Source organism: Paenibacillus sp. FSL L8-0470 (genome assembly GCF_038008625.1).
In the GTDB taxonomy this organism is placed as follows: domain Bacteria; phylum Bacillota; class Bacilli; order Paenibacillales; family Paenibacillaceae; genus Paenibacillus_AQ.
Map to the genome: position 1 here is coordinate 4,208,988 of NZ_JBBOZM010000001.1, position 15,837 is coordinate 4,224,824.

Sequence of the window (15,837 nt, forward strand, 5' to 3'; positions counted from 1 at the left end):
TTATTTCAGTAATGAGTCATGTACTGATCTCTTTCCCTCTCGTAAACTTAGGTGTCTTTGATATCTCCTCTGTAATATTCGCCCTCTTGGAATATCCGTGGTTGTTTTTTATCCATTCTTTACATCGCATACGTATAAGTGGAATAAACACTGCCTTCATTTGCCATAGTTGCAAACCTAACGCCTTCCGTTTTTTCAGGAATAACTTCGTTGCATCCGAAACATTTATGAGGCTTCCGTGTTTTAACTACCTTGTCAAGTAGAACGTCCATCTTACTTATCCTCCCTTGGAGGCAGAGAAGGGCTGTAACCTACTCTATCCCCTTATGTCATGTATCTTCGCACTGTGCATTAACCTCAACGCAATCAGATTTGTTATAAGTGCTTTAGTCATAACATTATTGGATTCATGCTGCCTTGGATATTTGGACTTATATTTCCTGCTGCTCGGAGAAACAAATCCTAGCCTTAGGTCTGGTACAACTCCATTCCCAAGACTGTTTTGAGCCTTCTCTTCACCACGTATAATGAAAGTAATTGAAAAACGTGAGAGGAAGGACAGGGAAAATGAATGATAAAGTGTATACTAGGCCGATTGGAGTGCTGGATTCCATACAAGTTCCTGTAGAATCACAATCTAAACCTCGCAAACGTGGAGGAAGTCCCAAGACATATCGGAGTATTTTGTATTTCTTAATATCATTGCCGATCACGATTGTCTATTTCGTGTTTATGGTGACAGGGCTAGCGTTATCCATTGGATTAACACCAATTTTCATCGGCATTCCCTTGTTTTTTGCAGTAGCTAAGGGATTAGATTACATCGTAAATTTTGAACAAGAGCTAGTAAGATCATTGCTGGATATTCCTAGATCGACCGAGGAACACAGATCAGATATGCAGAAGGAGGTAGCAAGCTTCCTTCAACGAATAAAATTGGGTTTTCATGGTGCGGATTTTGCACGTAACATCATGTTGATTATGGGGCGGTTCGTTTCCAGTATTGTCTTCTTTTCACTTACGGTAGCGATGGTAGCGACTGCATTGAGTCTGATTACACTACCTGTGCTTCATCAGATTTTTCTGCAAACGATGGATTTGAACATTCTTGAGAATAGTGTGTTTGCTTTGTTTAATATCCACTGGACATTACCTCAACAGTATATTTCTTATGTTGTAGCTGGATTGGTCGTTGCCGTGATCGCATCTTGGGCGATTCGGTTGCTTATGGATGTACAGCGTAGAATGCTGCTTGTACCCTACGAGGAAGTACAGCAGTATTAATAGTAATGAAGAGGGTTGTCCCTAAGCCATGAAATGGCTGTCTGGGACAGCTCATTTTTTTAGTGCGCCCAGTATTAGCGCTATCTCTTGCATTAAAGTCCCGAATGGCGAAGGCAGTTTCACAGTTTGCGTCTACTGCGACACTGATCTACTCTTTAACACTACTAAGCGTGTTATATGCCGCCTCTGCCATCTCTCTATGGCTGGCGGTGAGCAAATCCGACACGGCAACAATGCCTTCCAGTGATCTTCCAAATACGTAGACATAAGAGTGGCAAATACAGCAATATCCTTATCTTCAAATGATTGAAGCAAGCGCAACTCCTTAGCCTTTAGGCTCCGGCCAGCAGCCGTGCTGAGTAGGTCAACAACTGGCTTAATCTGACTCTGGCGTTCTTGTTTCTCGTGTTCTTTCTGTTGTAGGATTGCTTGTTTCCGGGGAAGCTCTTCACAAGCGTTACTGAGAACTCCACGTCAACCTCTTCCGCGAACCAAAACATGATGAGTCGTCGCAAAAGATCTTTCTTATAATACTGGAACTGCCTTTTGATCGTCAATAGCCGCTTTTACGATATCTCCAGTAAATTCCCCTCTGTCTGCTTTAGTTGGATTTGATTTTGTGATGAGCAAGGAGATCCTTCTTCCAATCTGGAATTTCCTTTTGGCCTTCGGTTTATTTGATCCCAGACTACTATAGGTCTTTTTCTCCTTAATCTGCTTTTCGGCTTCCAGAATGTTTTATGTGCTTCCTGCCTGCTGTCGAGCTACTTTAATCTTGGATCACCCCCTATTCCGGGGCTGAAATGATGTGCAAATAACTTCTTTATGCCCGCATCTATTTGTGGTGAGTTTGTGGTAACCCATCTCCTCGAAGACAAATCGCCCTTCCTTCCCACAAAAAGAAAAGCCCCCAACGCTTACGCGTCAAGGGCTGCTGTATTCTAGTAAAGAGTCATGTACTGATCTCTTTCCCACTCGTGAACCTGGGTGCGGTAGATATCCCACTCGATTTCTTTCAGCTCGTAGAAGTGAGCCAGTGCATGTTCGCCGAGGGCTTCGGTGATGACATGGCTGCGAATCATTTCGTTCAGCGCTTCCTTCAGATCGGATGGCAGGCTAGGGATGCCTTCTTCAATCCGCTCTTCTTCGGACATCACATAGATGTTACGGTCGATTGGAGCCGGAAGATCCAGTTGGCGCTTGATGCCGTCAAGACCTGCCTTCAACATTACAGCAAGTGCAAGGTAAGGGTTAGCTGCCGGATCCGGATTGCGGACCTCGATGCGAGTGCTCAGCCCTCTGGAAGCAGGGATACGGATCATCGGGCTGCGGTTGCTGGCGGACCATGCTACGTAGCAAGGGGCTTCATAACCGGGAACCAGACGTTTGTAAGAGTTCACTGTCGGGTTCGTGATTGCAGCAAACGCACGGGCATGCTTCAGAATACCTGCCATGTAGTAACGGGCTGTCTTGCTCAGGCCAAGTGTGTCGCTCTCATCGTAGAACACATTCTCTTTGCCTTTGAACAGGGATTGGTGAGCGTGCATACCGGATCCGTTCATTCCAAAAAGTGGTTTAGGCATAAAAGTAGCATGCAGGCCGTGCTGGCGGGCTACCGTCTTCACGACAAGCTTAAAGGTTTGAATTTGGTCAGCAGCTTTGATGGCATCAGCATATTTGAAGTCAATTTCATGCTGGCCGGAAGCAACTTCATGGTGGGAAGCTTCAATTTCAAAGCCCATCTCTTCAAGAGTCAAAACGATTTCGCGGCGGCAGTTCTCTCCAAGATCCATCGGCGCCAAATCGAAATATCCGCCTTGGTCATTCAATTCCGTAGTCGGGTTCCCTCTCTCATCAGTTTTGAAGAGGAAAAACTCAGGTTCAGGTCCAACGTTCATCGCGGTATAACCCATTTCTTCGGCTTCTTCCAGACAACGCTTCAGAATACCACGCGGGTCTCCGGCAAACGGTGTTCCGTCAGGCATGTACACATCACAAATCAGACGGGCAACCCGGCTGTCCGTCACCCAAGGGAAGATTACCCATGTGCTGAGGTCAGGATAGAGATACATGTCGGATTCTTCAATCCGTACATAACCTTCAATGGAGGATCCATCGAACATCATTTTATTGTCGAGCGCCTTTTCGAGCTGGCTAACAGGAATCTCTACATTTTTGATCGTTCCGAGCAAGTCGGTAAATTGCAGGCGAATAAAACGGACGTTTTCTTCCTTGGCGATGCGCATAATATCCTCTTTAGAAAAGCTCACTATACCCTCTCCCTTTCATGTCTCTTTATGTTATTTATTAAAAAACCGGGAAAGTTCGCCTTGAATAAGAGAGACTTGTCCCGGTCTTTTACCGGAAACCAGTTCCTGCTTCAGCAAACGATGAAGCTGTGAATCGGACAACTCTCTACGTCTAACCTCTGTATCAGGGGTAATAACCGTAGCTTCTTCGGATTCCTTCGTGACTGGGTTCATCACCTGCTTGATGCCGGCAATGTTAACACCCTTCTCGATTAATGCTTTGATTTCCAACAGGCGTTCCACATCATTAAATGAGAACAAACGCTGATTGCCGGAGGTACGAGCGGGCACTATCAGACTGTGCTGCTCATAATAACGAATTTGTCTGGCAGATAAATCGGTTAGCTTCATTACAATACCTATAGGAAATAGTGCCATATTTCTGCGGATTTCATCACCCATGACTCATCCAACCTTCCAATGATCTTTTTCTCATCTCATTGTACATTTCCTGGTTTCGCGTGTCAATGGTGTGTGAGTTTTTCTTACAGAAGATTTCTATCCCGCATACTTTGCAGTGCCATCAACACACCGTACTTCACATGAGAATAGGTTAATCCGCCTTGCATATAGCCAATATAGGGCGCCCGGATCGGCGCATCCGCAGATAACTCCAAGCTGCCACCCTGAATAAACGTTCCTGCCGCCATAATGACAGGATGTTCATAACCGGGCATATCCCAAGGCTCAGGCACAACATGGCTGTCAACGGCTGCAGCACGTTGAATCCCCTGCACAAAGGCAATCAGATGCTCCGGCCCGTCAAAAGCAACCGCCTGGATCAGGTCCGTACGCGGTTCATCCCAGGCTGGTTTGGTCGTAAACCCGCAGCGCTGAAAGACAGCAGCTGCAAAGATACTCCCTTTGAGCGCTTGCCCCACCGTGTGTGGAGCCATAAAGAGCCCTTGGTAGAGTCCGCGTGTTGTTCCCAGCATCGCGCCCACTTCTCCGCCTATCCCCGGTGCTGTGAGCCTGTAGGCCGCCAGCTCAACAAGATCGCTGCGTCCGCAAATATATCCGCCTGTCTCAGCGATTCCCCCACCCGGATTCTTGATCAGTGAACCTGCGACGAGGTCGGCTCCCACCTGGGGAGGCTCAAGCTCTTCCGTAAATTCTCCATAACAGTTGTCTACGAATACAATGACATCCGGTTTCAACGTTTTCACTTTTGTTACCATATCGCCGATTTCAGCGACCGTAAAGGAAGAACGCCAATCATAGCCCCGCGATCTTTGGATTCCGATAACTTTTGTATGGTCATTTATAGTAAGTGCTACTTCGTCCCAATCCACTTTCCCCTCGGCAGTTAAAGCGGTCTCACGGTAGCCGATACCAAAATCGGCCAAAGAGCCTGTCCCGTCACCGGGCTTGCCAACTACTTTATGCAACGTATCGTATGGGCGTCCTGTGATGTACAGCAATTCGTCTCCTGGACGCAGGACGCCAAAAAGCGCCGTAGAGATGGTATGCGTACCAGAAGCAAAATGAGGCCGAACCAGCGCTGCCTCCGCACCAAATACCTCAGCATATACAAGATCCAGTACTTCACGGCCCCGGTCATTATAGGCATAGCCGGTAGAACCGGCAAAATGAAAATCGCTCACCTGCTGCCGCTGGAACGCCTCAATAACCTTCCATTGATTGTGATCCACTATCCGGTCGAGCTTTTTTACCGCACTTTCAATTTCAAGTTCTGCAGCCTCCGCCGCATGTAAAATATCCTCTGCAAAAACAGCCATTTCCCCTTGTTCTCCCCTTACATTACATTTACTTAACATCAAGAATTAGCCCCACACAGTAGGATTCGGCTTCGAAAACAGAAGGAGATATCCATGCTTTGTGGGGACACTCAATGCATTCCTTAATTTATTTGAGACTTGCTCAAAATGATGGTTTATTCCTGCACTACGAACTCCGTTAACTTGTAGCCCCATTTCTCATAATCCTCTTTGTTTAAGCGGACATTGTAGAGCACATCATTCTCCTCGTACTGCTGCTCGAGCACCTCTCCTACACGGTAGAGCAATGAAGACAGGTCGCCACGGTCACCCGGAATCCGGAAGGTCAGAGTATCCCCTGCCAGCGAATCTTCGATGATCTCCCGGATCAGGGTTAGATCCTGAGGGTTAAAAGCGCTGATCTTTAAATATCCCGGGCCCGCAGGAAGCATTTCCAGCTGTTCCGGCTGACAGATATCGCTTTTGTTGAACAATGTAATTTGCGGCTTTCCGGCAGCTCCCAGATCCGTGAGAATCGCTTGGACAACCTCCATTTGTTCCTCACGCATTGGAGAAGAGGCGTCGACTACATGCAGCACCAGATTCGCTTCATTCACTTCCTCCAGAGTGGCACGGAAGGATGCCACCAGATCATGCGGCAGATTCTGTATGAATCCAACCGTATCTGTTAACACAACCTCTTTGCCTGAAGGGAGCTGCAGTACACGTGAAGTCGGGTCAAGTGTGGCGAATAGCTGATTCTCAATATATACATCCGCATCCGTAAGCTGCTTCAACAGTGTCGATTTTCCAGCATTTGTGTATCCGACAAGGGCCACCTGTACGGCACCGCTCTTGCGGCGGCGTTCACGATGCAGCTCACGGGTCTTCACCACTTCGTCGAGCTGGCGTTTCAGTTCATCAATCCGGTTGCGGATGTGCCGGCGGTCCGTCTCCAGCTTGCTTTCCCCTGGTCCTCTTGTACCGATACCGCCGCCGAGCCTGGACAGGTTCTTGCCCTGCCCGGAGAGGCGCGGCAGCAGATAGGAGAGCTGTGCCAGCTCTACCTGAATAATACCTTCCCGCGTCTTCGCCCGTCCGGCAAAGATATCCAGGATCAGCTGGGTGCGGTCGATAATTTTCAGATCCAGAGCTTCCTCCAGATTGCGCACCTGCGCTCCGGACAGCTCCTGGTCAAAGATTGCCGTATTCGCACCGAAACCATCTGCAGCCATCCGCAGCTCTTCTACCTTCCCCTTGCCGATGAACCATTTGGAATCAGGAGTTTCCTTGTTCTGGCGCAGCACGTCCAGCACTTCGACACCGGCTGTCTCTGCCAGCTGCACCAATTCCTGCAGGGAAAGCTCCGGGTCGATGCCGGTGCGCTTAATTTTGTCCGTCACCAAACTGACTAATATTGCCCGGTCCTGGATATCTGTTTGTGTATCATGTGTTGTCGCCATGCATTCAATGCTCCTTATCTCCATACCCCACTGAGGTATATCATCCGTTAATCGTATTTTGTTTTACAGCTTAAAATCTTCAGTCCGCAGTGTCATCAGCTCCTGCTTGCCGGGGCTGTTGCTCTCGTACTGGTTCAGCAAACGTACTGCTTGTGCACGCACGGCTTTCTCAATCGAATTGCGCACAAAGCGCGCATTGCTAAAGGCATGAAGGCTTTCCGTCTTCTCCACCAGCAAATGCTGCTTTAACTTGAGTATCGCCTGCGGCATCAAAATATAATCGCGCTCTTTGGCCATAAGTTCGGCAATCTGCAGCAGCTGATCAATTGTATAGTCGGGAAATTCAACCTGTATAGGAAATCTTGAAGGCAGCCCCGGATTGCTCATCAGAAAATAATCGATCTCGCCGGAATACCCGGCCAGGATCAGCACAAACTGGCTGCGGTGATCCTCCATGGATTTTACCAGCGTATCAATGGCTTCTTTTCCAAAATCCTTATCCCCGCCGCGGGCAAGACTGTAGGCTTCATCAATAAATAGGATGCCTCCGAGCGCCTTTTTCACCAGGTCACGTGTCTTCTGGGCGGTATGTCCAATATATTCGCCGACGAGATCTGCTCTCTCTACCTCGATCAGATGCCCCTTGCTTAATACACCCATTCGCTGGAACAGCTTAGCGACAATTCTCGCTACCGTCGTTTTACCGGTTCCGGGATTGCCCTTGAAGACCATATGGTAAGCCTGGCCGCCACTGGCAAGCCCTGCCTCGCTGCGCATCTGGGTGATCTGCAGAAGCGCATATATCTCAAATACAAGCTCCTTGATATTATCCAAGCCAACAAGACCATCAAGTTCCCGGCTTAACTCCTGGAACAGTCCGCTATGGCCGTGATTTTTGGGGAGCGCGGTTCCACTGCTGCTGTCGATCACCGCACTGCTCATCGGAGGGGGATCTTGATTCCGCAGCACAATATTGATTTGCCTTGACGGTCTGCCTTCCTCCCGCCCGCTTGCTGCCGCTACGCGTCCGTTCACCTTATTCACCTCATTATCCAGGGCTGACTGCTCTAAGTAAGTCTATTCCGGTACATGAGGTCTTATTAGCAGTTTCAGGATTTTTATACTTAGCAAATGATTTACAGAAATAACTGCTGCAGCTTCCATTTGGTGTAGGCCAGGATTTCACGGGATTTATACTTGGCCATCGACATTACCTCTGACTCTGTAAGCCCCAGCTCAGGTGCAGCATAGCCCAATTCTCTGGCAATTTCCTGCGCCCGCCGTCCATGAAAATTATGCGTAATAATAACCGAAGACGTCATCCCCTCACGCTTCATGATTTCCTGGCTGAACAGCAGATTCTCGTACGTGCTGGTAGACTTGTTCTCCATAAGAATATCTTCTTCCGGCACACCTTGCTCCACCAGATAATTCCGCATTCCTTGACCTTCAGTAAATTTGTAGTCTGGATCATCCAGCCCCCCCGAAACAATAAAGGTGCTGAACATTCCCTCCCGGTAGAGCTTTAGCCCGCAATCCAGCCGCTCCTTTAGGCCCGGGCTTGGCTTATCCCCCCACATGGACATGCCGAGAATAATACCTGCATCCGCTTTCGCCATAGGCGATGTTGTAGCTGCACTGTTAATGTTATTAAACACAACCGCACACCATAGGAGGCCTGCTGCCACAATCGTTATACCTGCAATAAGCAGGTTGCGCTTACGCCGGGAGCGGCGTTTTCTGGACACTTTGCGTATTGGGGATGAACCTCTTTGGTAAACGTACCATTCCATTTTTTATTTCCTCCTGAATTCTCCGTGATGGAATAATTCGGCACGATGCTTCAGTGAGAGAGAGAAATAAGGAAAGGCATGTGCGTCAATACTGCGTAGAATGCTCTTGGCTGTTGCCCAGGCCAAATTATAGTCGCTGTCCGTAATGTCTTCCCTTTCTAGCGCTTCCTCAAGCTCATCCTCATCCAGCAAAAACACCTCTCCGTTCCAAAGAACCACAACGTCCAGGTACAAATCATCAAACCATGGAACGCCTTGATCCGTGACGCCTTGAACTTTGCAGGTGTCAATGTACCATTGTACGATATTCTGTCGTTCGTCGAACATAGCCGTCACAATATAGTGGCTATCCTTGGGAAAATATTGCAGCCAAGAATACCCTTTGTCCGCTATGCGGTATGTATGCCTTCCATAGCTCTTCCACAGTGGTTCCTTCAGCCCGTAAATCGTATAAAGAGTGATATAACCGCTGAATTCCCGGGTTTCCACATAGCGGCAGGCGAAATGTCGGCGCGTAATCCGGCGCCAGTTGGCCCGGTCTCCGAATTTACGTTTCATATGAATTACCCTCTCAAGAAATGGTGTCTTCAGCTTAACACATTTAAGAGACACACTCAAAACATCCCGTAAAAAAACAGAACTGCCGGTAACGTAATCAAAGGTTACTGCTTCTGGATTAAAGGAAATATTTAAAGGTCCATTCAAAAAAAAGGACTATCCTTCCCCATCTTGGAGGGGTATGAACTGCACCCCGTCAAGTAGACAGCGTAAATAATAAAAGATCCTTAAGCGGCCTTAGTCCTGAATTCATTGGGACTGAGGCCGTTTAGTTTTGCCTGTAACCGTTCGTAATTGTAAAAATGTATGTAATTATCAATGTCTTTTTGGAGCTCTTCAAAGGTCCGGTAGGTATGCAAGTAATACTTCTCACATTTCAGTGTCCCCCAGAAGGATTCCATGGGTCCGTTATCAATGCAGCAGCCCACCCGGGACATGCTCTGCGTTAGTTCTGCCTCGTCCAGCATCTGCTTAAAGTGCAGAGAGGTATACTGGAAACCACGGTCGCTATGAAGTAAGGGGTGGGTCTCTGGTGCTGCCTGCAAAGCCAACTCCAGCGTCTTAAAAACCAGCGAATTATTATTAGAATGACCCAGAACGTAAGCAACAATGGACTTGTCATGCAGATCTTTTATTGCACTTAAATACGCCTTCCGCCCGTTACCATATTTAAATTCCGTTACATCGGTTACCCACTTTTGGTTTGGCATTTCCGCCTCGAATTTACGGTTCAGTACGTTCTCTGCAACCTGCTGAGGCGCAGAGCCTACGTACTTCTTCCTCTTTCTGCGGATGACGGACTGGATGCCTTGGAGCCTCATGAGACGGTACACTCGCTTCGCGTTAATGACTCTACCCATTTGTCTGCGCAAATGCAGGGTCAATTGACGATACCCAAAGATTCGTTCCACCTTCTCATACAGGAGAAGCATGGCCTGTGTAAGCTTCACGTTGTCGGTCTCCCGGGAACTGGGTTCACGATTCAACCATTTGTAGTAGCTTGACCGTGAGATCCCTGCGATGTTACACAAAAGCTGAATAGAGCAAGACTCCTCTTGCTGAATGGCCTGAATAGCCAGGTAGATGTTCTCCTGACGAACGTGACTTAGCGTCTCCTCCTTTCGAGTTCCTCTAACTTTTTTAGAAAAGCATTCTCTGCACGCAGCCGCGCATTCTCATATTCCAGCTTTTGCATCGCGAGTTTGTGGCGATCTGCTTCTGTGAGCTCTTCAGGTGCTTTGGTACGTCCTCTGCCGTCTCGTAATGCCTCTTCGCCCCCTATTTCGTACTTCTTCACCCAGCTATATATTTGTTGGTAAGAAACCTGGAAATGGTTTGCTGCCTTTGTGTAGTCTTGTCCATTCGACAGGCAGTACAGCACGATATCCATCCGTTCCTGCCAAGTGGTTACGCGTCCTTTGGTCATAGCTCTAGTTCCTCCTGAATTAGCTGTTAAGCTGCTGCTATGACCATTATACTTCTTAATCCAGTTGGCGAGTTGGGTTCGACTTGCGATCTTATACTTGTCGATGATTTGATATTGCGACAATGCCCCCTCCATATAATCTTTAACGGCCTGGCGCTTAATTTCCACAGTATATTTTCGGTTGCAGGACCGGACTTCCAGCCCCTCAAAACCGTACAATTGATAACGTCGTCGCCACTTCACTAGAGATGTTTTAGATAATCCGTACTTTCGAGCTGCAGCCTTGAGCCCGATCTGGCCGCATTCAACCTCTTGGAGAATCGTTAATTTTTCAAATGCTGTAAACTTCTTTTGTTCCATAAAAATACTCCCCATACAGTAACAGGTTTTTATTATTTCACCTGTCTACTATATGGGGAGCATATCAGTAAAGGATAGTCCTTTGGATGTTATTGAGGAGATTGACCCTCATTTGAAAATCCGTTCTCCGGAACTGTTCCCGCCTCAGTACTGTTATCCGTACCAGCATTTCCTGAACCGGAGGTTTCAACAGGTGTAATAGTTGGCAGCGGGGTTGGTGGAAGCGGAGTAGCCGTTGCTTCCGGCGGGGTTACAACTCCACCCCCGTTACCGTTGCCACCTCCATTGCCATTGCCGTTCCCATTGCCATTTCCATTCCCGTTACCATCGCCGTTGCCATTCCCGTTACCATCGCCGTTGCCATTCCCATTGTTTCCACCGGGATTGCCGTTGCCTTCGCCGTTTCCGTTACCCTGTCCGTTGCCTTGATCATCTGTCGGAAGATTCGGATCAGGCGTTGCTTCCGGTTCCGGTGTCTGCAGTTCATCCTGAACCATTACGGTAACGGTGCCCGATGGCTCGCTCTCCACATCCAGTTCGGGATAATAAGCTGTTACATAATATTCGTAAGTCAGTCCAGGCATGGCACTAATATCACCCATTGTGAGAGACTTTGTACTGAGAAGTGAAGTGAATTCCGTCTCCGAGGTTTCCCGGCGGTAAATCCGGTATTCCACTCCTGCAACCTGAGCCGCTTCCCAGCCAAGGTTCACAGTCAATGTTGAAGGATCATATTCAGCGGATAGACCCGTGACAGGCTGTACCGTTTCTGGAGTAGCCGTTGGTTCGGGCGCACTCGCACCTTCCGGTTTAGGGAAAGATTTTTCCGGAATCCCCTCCAGAGCCTTCTCCATAACTTTACCCCAGAAGGCCGCTGCAAGCGGACTGCTGTTCTTGAGCAGATGTGTCTTGCTCGGCTTGTCATAACCCATCCACACTGCTGCGGTCCATTCCGGTGTATAACCGACAAACCACACGTCACGGTTGGATTTGATCCCGTCGTACCCGCTCTGGGTAGTACCGGTCTTGCCGGCAACCGGACGGTTGATTTTCGCTTTTTTACCTGTACCGTCCTGTACAACTTCCTGCATCATTTGGGTCATTTGGTAAGCTGTATCCTTACTCATCACCCGCTCAGGCTTTGTATTGGCCTTATAGACCGTGTCCCCGTCACTGTTGGCAATCGATTTAATCGAATACGCCTCACGCAGTTCACCGCCGCTGGCAAAAGCACTGTAAGCCTGAGCCATTTCCAGCGTATTGGTTCCTTTACTCATCCCGCCGAGGGCGAGTGACAGGTTCTTGTCTTCATCGCTGAGGCTGATCCCCAGCTTCTTCGCAAACTGGAAGCCGGTATCCACACCAATCTCATTCAGCAGCCAGACCGCCGGGATGTTCTCCGACTTCGTTATCGCCTGACTCATGCTGATCGTTGATGAGTAGCCATGCAGGTTTCTCGGACAGTATTTGCCGAAGCACTGCTTTTCATTGCTGAGTATTGAGGAGCTTGAGAATTTCCCCGACTCCAGAGCAGGAGCGTAAGAAACCAAGGGTTTGAAGGAAGAGCCCGGAGAACGACGGCTGCCATTAACACGGCTGTAGCCCTTCTTCTCATAATTCCGTCCGCCCATCAGCGCAACGATGCTGCCATTCTCCTGGTTGATGATGGTCATCGAACCCTGTACCAGCTCCTCATCCACACTTTTTTCGAAATTGTCGCTGTCGGCAAATGCATCTTCTACCGTCTGCTGGGCGTTTTTATCCATCGTTGTATAAATTTTGTATCCGCCGATGTTGAGATCATCTTCGGTTAATCCAAACTTATCTTCCGCCTCGTCTATAGCATAATCAATAAAAGCCTGATAACGCTGTTTGCTTTCGGGCGGTTTGTAGTTGTAATTGACCGCTGCGGCTTCAGCCCGCTCCTGTTCAGTAATTTTCCCCTGTTCATACATCAGTTGGAGCACTACACCGCGGCGTTCCTTGGACAAATCCGGATTGCGCAGCGGATTGTAACGGGACGGCCCCTTCGGCATAGCAGCCAATGTGGCGATTTGCCACAACTTAAGTTGGTTAAGATTGCTTTGACCAAAATAACGGATAGATGCTGCCTTGATGCCGTAGATTGTGCCACCAAAGTTAATCCGGTTCAGGTATAACGTAATAATCTCATTTTTGGTCTTCTCATTCTCAAGCGCTACAGCAATGGAAACCTCAGTCGCTTTGCGGAAAAATGTCTTATCGCGTGTCAGAAAGATATTCTTCGCAAGCTGCTGGGTGATCGTACTGCCGCCTTCCACCATGCTGCGTGCAGCGATATCCTTGACGGCTGCTCGGCCGATCGACCATAAATCCACACCCTTGTGTTCAAAAAAACGTTTGTCTTCTGTAGCAACAAAAGCCTCGATCAGCTGTTTCGGAATATCTTCATACTCTACCGGATCACTTTTTTCCAGTGACAGTTCACCGATCAAATTTGCATTGCGGTCAAAAATCTGTGTCGGCGGGTTCACGCTTAATTTATCCTCGTTCTCATTCAGCAGTTTCTGCCCGTTCAGCATAATAAACAGGTAACCGCCAAGCGCACAAAAAATCGCCAGCGCCGTTGCAAAAAATAAACTCCACAGTACGCGTTTCTTGGTTAGAAACTTCTTCTTTTTCTTAGGCTTCCCTTTGGGACTCGCAGGGGTGGTGCCCCTGTCTCTATTGCGGTTCGTCCTGGAAAAATCGTCTCTAGACATGCTGCCTCCTGACTCCCTTTCGGAAACATCTTGAAATTGTATACACGAATGAAAAGAACAACCTTCACAGGTTGCTCTCTCGCACTCTCTATTCAAACGCTTTATAAACAAAAAGGTTTCACTACAAGGTTGTAAAAAATGTTATTCTTCGCTTCCGCTGTCCTGCATCAGCGATACGCTGCGCTGTGGCGTGAAGGTGGAAATGGCATGCTTGTACACCATTTGCTGGCGTCCGTCACTGTCGATGACAATTGTAAAATTGTCAAATGCTTTGATGATTCCCCGGATTTGAAAGCCGTTGGTCAAATATACTGTAGCAGGGATATTCTCTTTACGCAGCTGGTTCAAGAACGTATCTTGGATGTTAATGGACTTGTTCATATGACGTACCCCCAATGGTTCAATTAGATTGTTCAGAAGTATATTCAAGACCTGAGAGAAACTTTCCTGCTATTATAGCACGTATTTTTGCAAAATTCTCTGAAAAGTTTTGCTCATTGAAATCGTCGATCCACTGGATTTCCTTCATGTGGCGAAACCATGACAATTGTCGTTTGGCGAATCGGCGGGTATCGCGTTTCAGCAGTGTCACAGCCTCGTCCAGCGTCGTTTCTCCCGCGAGATAAGCGGCAATTTCCTTGTAGCCCAATCCCTGCATGGACACAAGAGTTCTGCTGTAGCCGTGATCCAGCAGTCCTTTCACCTCGGCGACGAGACCTTCCGCCAGCATCTGATCGATTCGGTCTTCAATACGTTTATATAGTATTTTCCGGTCCATTGTCAAACCTATGAGGCATAACTCATATGGAGACTCCTTCTTCTGAGCCTCATGGGACGCCGAAAGCGTAACCTTTGTCTGGTGATGAATTTCCAGTGCACGGATGATTCTGCGGCGGTCATTCGGATGCAATCTGGAAGCGCTGGAAGGGTCTACAGCCGCCAGTCTGGCGTGCAGGGCTTCTGCTCCATGCTCCTCGGCAAAGGCGTCCTGCTCGCTGCGGAACGCCTCATCCGCCACGGCCTCAGAGAAGCGGAAACCGTAACACAGGGATTCAATATACAGTCCCGTTCCACCCACAATAAAAGGAAGCTTGCCCCTGGCGCTGATCTCCTCGATCAGCCGGACGCCCTGCACCTGAAATTCTGCGGCGGAATAGGCTTCTTGCGGATCATGGATATCAATTAAATGATGCGGAATCCCCTTCATCTCCGCTGGTGTGATCTTGGCTGTGCCGATATCCATTCCGCGGTAGACCTGCATGGAATCACCGGAGATGATCTCTGCACTGTATGTCTCCGCGAGCTCCAGGCTTAGCCTTGTTTTGCCGACTGCAGTCGGCCCCAGCAGTACCAGAACCTTAGGTTTAGTCTCAGTTGTCAATGTGTATCACCCCGTACGATGTTTTGGAGCTGCTGCGCAGCTGTTCGGTAAAGCCCAGCCGTGAGAATTCACCGCTTAAGGCCTTCTCTTTGAGCAGGACAGCCTTACGTGCTACTCTGACTGCCTCAGCGACACTCTCCCCGGTCAAGGCCGCTGTGTTAGCGAAACGGCGCAAGGGGGATATCGCCGCAGAATCCGTCAAGGGAACCCGGAACATCGGGTCGAAGTAGACGATATCGACACTATTGTCCGGCTGTTCCCGCAGGTACCCCAGATGTTCGCTGTGCACAACCTGGATGCGGCGCAGCGCTTCGTTTACTTTCTGCTGGCCGGAAATGTACTGGCTCATGCCTTCAAGCAGCAGCGCATACAGCGGCAAGGAGCTTTCCAGCGCAGTCACCACGGAATCTTCTCCGCCGTGGACGGCAAACAGCAGAGAATCGCTGCCAAGCCCCGCCGTACAATCCAGCACGCTGTCTCCCGGCAGCATTCCGGCAGCTTCCAGCATGGGATCAGATTCGCCCTTCAGGATGCGTTTCGCCCGGACAAAGCCCATACTGGGATGAAACTCCATCGGTGGCAGACCCGGCGAGATCAGCCGTACCGCCTCCTGCAGAACTACCAGAATCTCCTCGTCCCCGTAACGTTCCGCCAGCTTTGGCATGGAGAACCTAGCCCTAAGCACATAAGGTGCACCCGTGCGCCCGGCAAGCTGCTTAGCCCGCAGCTCAATTTCCGGTATCGGGTCAAAGCCCGTTGTTATAATCATGATGCCTCCGATCTGGTACGCATTAGAGCGCTAAA

The 15,837-nt window shown here is 48.8% G+C and carries 15 protein-coding genes; 2 read left to right on the forward strand and 13 right to left on the reverse strand.

Annotated features, from left to right (window positions below):
- Positions 1-567 precede the first annotated feature (567 nt).
- Complete coding sequence (locus NST99_RS19015; RefSeq protein WP_341093788.1) at positions 568-1,284, forward strand: sensor domain-containing protein; 717 nt, start codon at positions 568-570, stop codon at positions 1,282-1,284.
- 104 nt (positions 1,285-1,388) lie between these two features.
- Entirely contained in the window at positions 1,389-1,547 is a 159-nt protein-coding gene (locus NST99_RS19020) for a hypothetical protein (RefSeq protein ID WP_341093790.1), read from the forward strand.
- Positions 1,548-1,616: 69 nt separating this feature from the next.
- On the opposite strand, the gene NST99_RS19025 is transcribed toward NST99_RS19020, so the two are convergent.
- The 13 genes from NST99_RS19025 to NST99_RS19085 all read right to left on the reverse strand — a co-directional run bounded on the left by NST99_RS19025 (position 1,617) and on the right by NST99_RS19085 (position 15,802).
- On the reverse strand, positions 1,617-1,784 hold the full coding sequence (locus tag NST99_RS19025) for a hypothetical protein (protein ID WP_341093792.1): 168 nt from the start codon (positions 1,782-1,784) through the stop codon (positions 1,617-1,619).
- A gap of 441 nt (positions 1,785-2,225) precedes the next feature.
- Positions 2,226-3,554: a type I glutamate--ammonia ligase gene (gene glnA, locus NST99_RS19030; protein ID WP_038593006.1), complete on the reverse strand. Its 1,329-nt coding sequence runs from the start codon at positions 3,552-3,554 to the stop codon at positions 2,226-2,228.
- A gap of 30 nt (positions 3,555-3,584) precedes the next feature.
- The gene (locus NST99_RS19035) at positions 3,585-3,995 is read right to left on the reverse strand and encodes a MerR family transcriptional regulator (protein WP_036656080.1); all 411 of its coding nucleotides are present in this window, start codon (positions 3,993-3,995) and stop codon (positions 3,585-3,587) included.
- 83 nt (positions 3,996-4,078) lie between these two features.
- Positions 4,079-5,332, reverse strand: coding sequence for a methionine gamma-lyase family protein (locus tag NST99_RS19040; RefSeq protein WP_341093794.1), 1,254 nt, complete (start codon positions 5,330-5,332; stop codon positions 4,079-4,081).
- A gap of 155 nt (positions 5,333-5,487) precedes the next feature.
- Positions 5,488-6,774 (reverse strand): GTPase HflX, encoded by a 1,287-nt coding sequence (hflX, locus tag NST99_RS19045; RefSeq protein ID WP_341093796.1) that lies wholly within the window; start codon positions 6,772-6,774, stop codon positions 5,488-5,490.
- A gap of 63 nt (positions 6,775-6,837) precedes the next feature.
- Positions 6,838-7,809, reverse strand: coding sequence for an AAA family ATPase (locus NST99_RS19050; RefSeq protein ID WP_341093797.1), 972 nt, complete (start codon positions 7,807-7,809; stop codon positions 6,838-6,840).
- Positions 7,810-7,910: 101 nt separating this feature from the next.
- Positions 7,911-8,567 carry a YdcF family protein gene (locus NST99_RS19055; protein ID WP_341093798.1) on the reverse strand — a complete coding sequence of 219 codons (657 nt, stop codon included), beginning with the start codon at positions 8,565-8,567 and terminating at the stop codon, positions 7,911-7,913.
- Between the two features lie 3 nt (positions 8,568-8,570).
- Positions 8,571-9,125: a DUF402 domain-containing protein gene (locus NST99_RS19060; RefSeq protein ID WP_038593019.1), complete on the reverse strand. Its 555-nt coding sequence runs from the start codon at positions 9,123-9,125 to the stop codon at positions 8,571-8,573.
- A gap of 227 nt (positions 9,126-9,352) precedes the next feature.
- Positions 9,353-10,911 (reverse strand): IS3 family transposase gene (locus NST99_RS19065; RefSeq protein ID WP_341091255.1). Its coding sequence is split into 2 segments (ribosomal slippage): positions 9,353-10,278 and positions 10,278-10,911, totalling 1,560 coding nucleotides; the frame shifts between segments, so codons are not numbered across the junction.
- An 89-nt stretch (positions 10,912-11,000) separates the two neighbouring features.
- Positions 11,001-13,652, reverse strand: coding sequence for a transglycosylase domain-containing protein (locus NST99_RS19070; protein WP_341093801.1), 2,652 nt, complete (start codon positions 13,650-13,652; stop codon positions 11,001-11,003).
- A 141-nt stretch (positions 13,653-13,793) separates the two neighbouring features.
- On the reverse strand, positions 13,794-14,033 hold the full coding sequence (gene hfq / locus NST99_RS19075) for an RNA chaperone Hfq (protein WP_019910673.1): 240 nt from the start codon (positions 14,031-14,033) through the stop codon (positions 13,794-13,796).
- Positions 14,034-14,052: 19 nt separating this feature from the next.
- Positions 14,053-15,033, reverse strand: a complete 981-nt coding sequence (gene miaA, locus NST99_RS19080) for a tRNA (adenosine(37)-N6)-dimethylallyltransferase MiaA (RefSeq protein WP_341093803.1) — start codon at positions 15,031-15,033, stop codon at positions 14,053-14,055.
- On the reverse strand, positions 15,023-15,802 hold the full coding sequence (locus tag NST99_RS19085) for a class I SAM-dependent methyltransferase (protein ID WP_341093805.1): 780 nt from the start codon (positions 15,800-15,802) through the stop codon (positions 15,023-15,025). Before NST99_RS19085 ends, miaA begins: the two co-directional genes overlap by 11 nt.
- Positions 15,803-15,837: the final 35 nt, after the last annotated feature.

Bases quoted from the DNA above. Each gene is read 5' to 3' on its own strand.
- NST99_RS19025 (WP_341093792.1), bottom strand. From the start codon at position 1,784: ATGTTTTGGTTCGCGGAAGAGGTTGACGTGGAGTTCTCAGTAACGCTT.
- hflX (WP_341093796.1), bottom strand. From the start codon at position 6,774: ATGGCGACAACACATGATACACAAACAGATATCCAGGACCGGGCAATA.
- NST99_RS19085 (WP_341093805.1), bottom strand. From the start codon at position 15,802: ATGATTATAACAACGGGCTTTGACCCGATACCGGAAATTGAGCTGCGG.
- NST99_RS19070 (WP_341093801.1), bottom strand. From the start codon at position 13,652: ATGTCTAGAGACGATTTTTCCAGGACGAACCGCAATAGAGACAGGGGC.
- NST99_RS19015 (WP_341093788.1), top strand. From the start codon at position 568: ATGAATGATAAAGTGTATACTAGGCCGATTGGAGTGCTGGATTCCATA.
- NST99_RS19040 (WP_341093794.1), bottom strand. From the start codon at position 5,332: ATGGCTGTTTTTGCAGAGGATATTTTACATGCGGCGGAGGCTGCAGAA.
- NST99_RS19060 (WP_038593019.1), bottom strand. From the start codon at position 9,125: ATGAAACGTAAATTCGGAGACCGGGCCAACTGGCGCCGGATTACGCGC.
- hfq (WP_019910673.1), bottom strand. From the start codon at position 14,033: ATGAACAAGTCCATTAACATCCAAGATACGTTCTTGAACCAGCTGCGT.
- NST99_RS19020 (WP_341093790.1), top strand. From the start codon at position 1,389: ATGGCGAAGGCAGTTTCACAGTTTGCGTCTACTGCGACACTGATCTAC.
- NST99_RS19035 (WP_036656080.1), bottom strand. From the start codon at position 3,995: ATGGGTGATGAAATCCGCAGAAATATGGCACTATTTCCTATAGGTATT.
- NST99_RS19055 (WP_341093798.1), bottom strand. From the start codon at position 8,567: ATGGAATGGTACGTTTACCAAAGAGGTTCATCCCCAATACGCAAAGTG.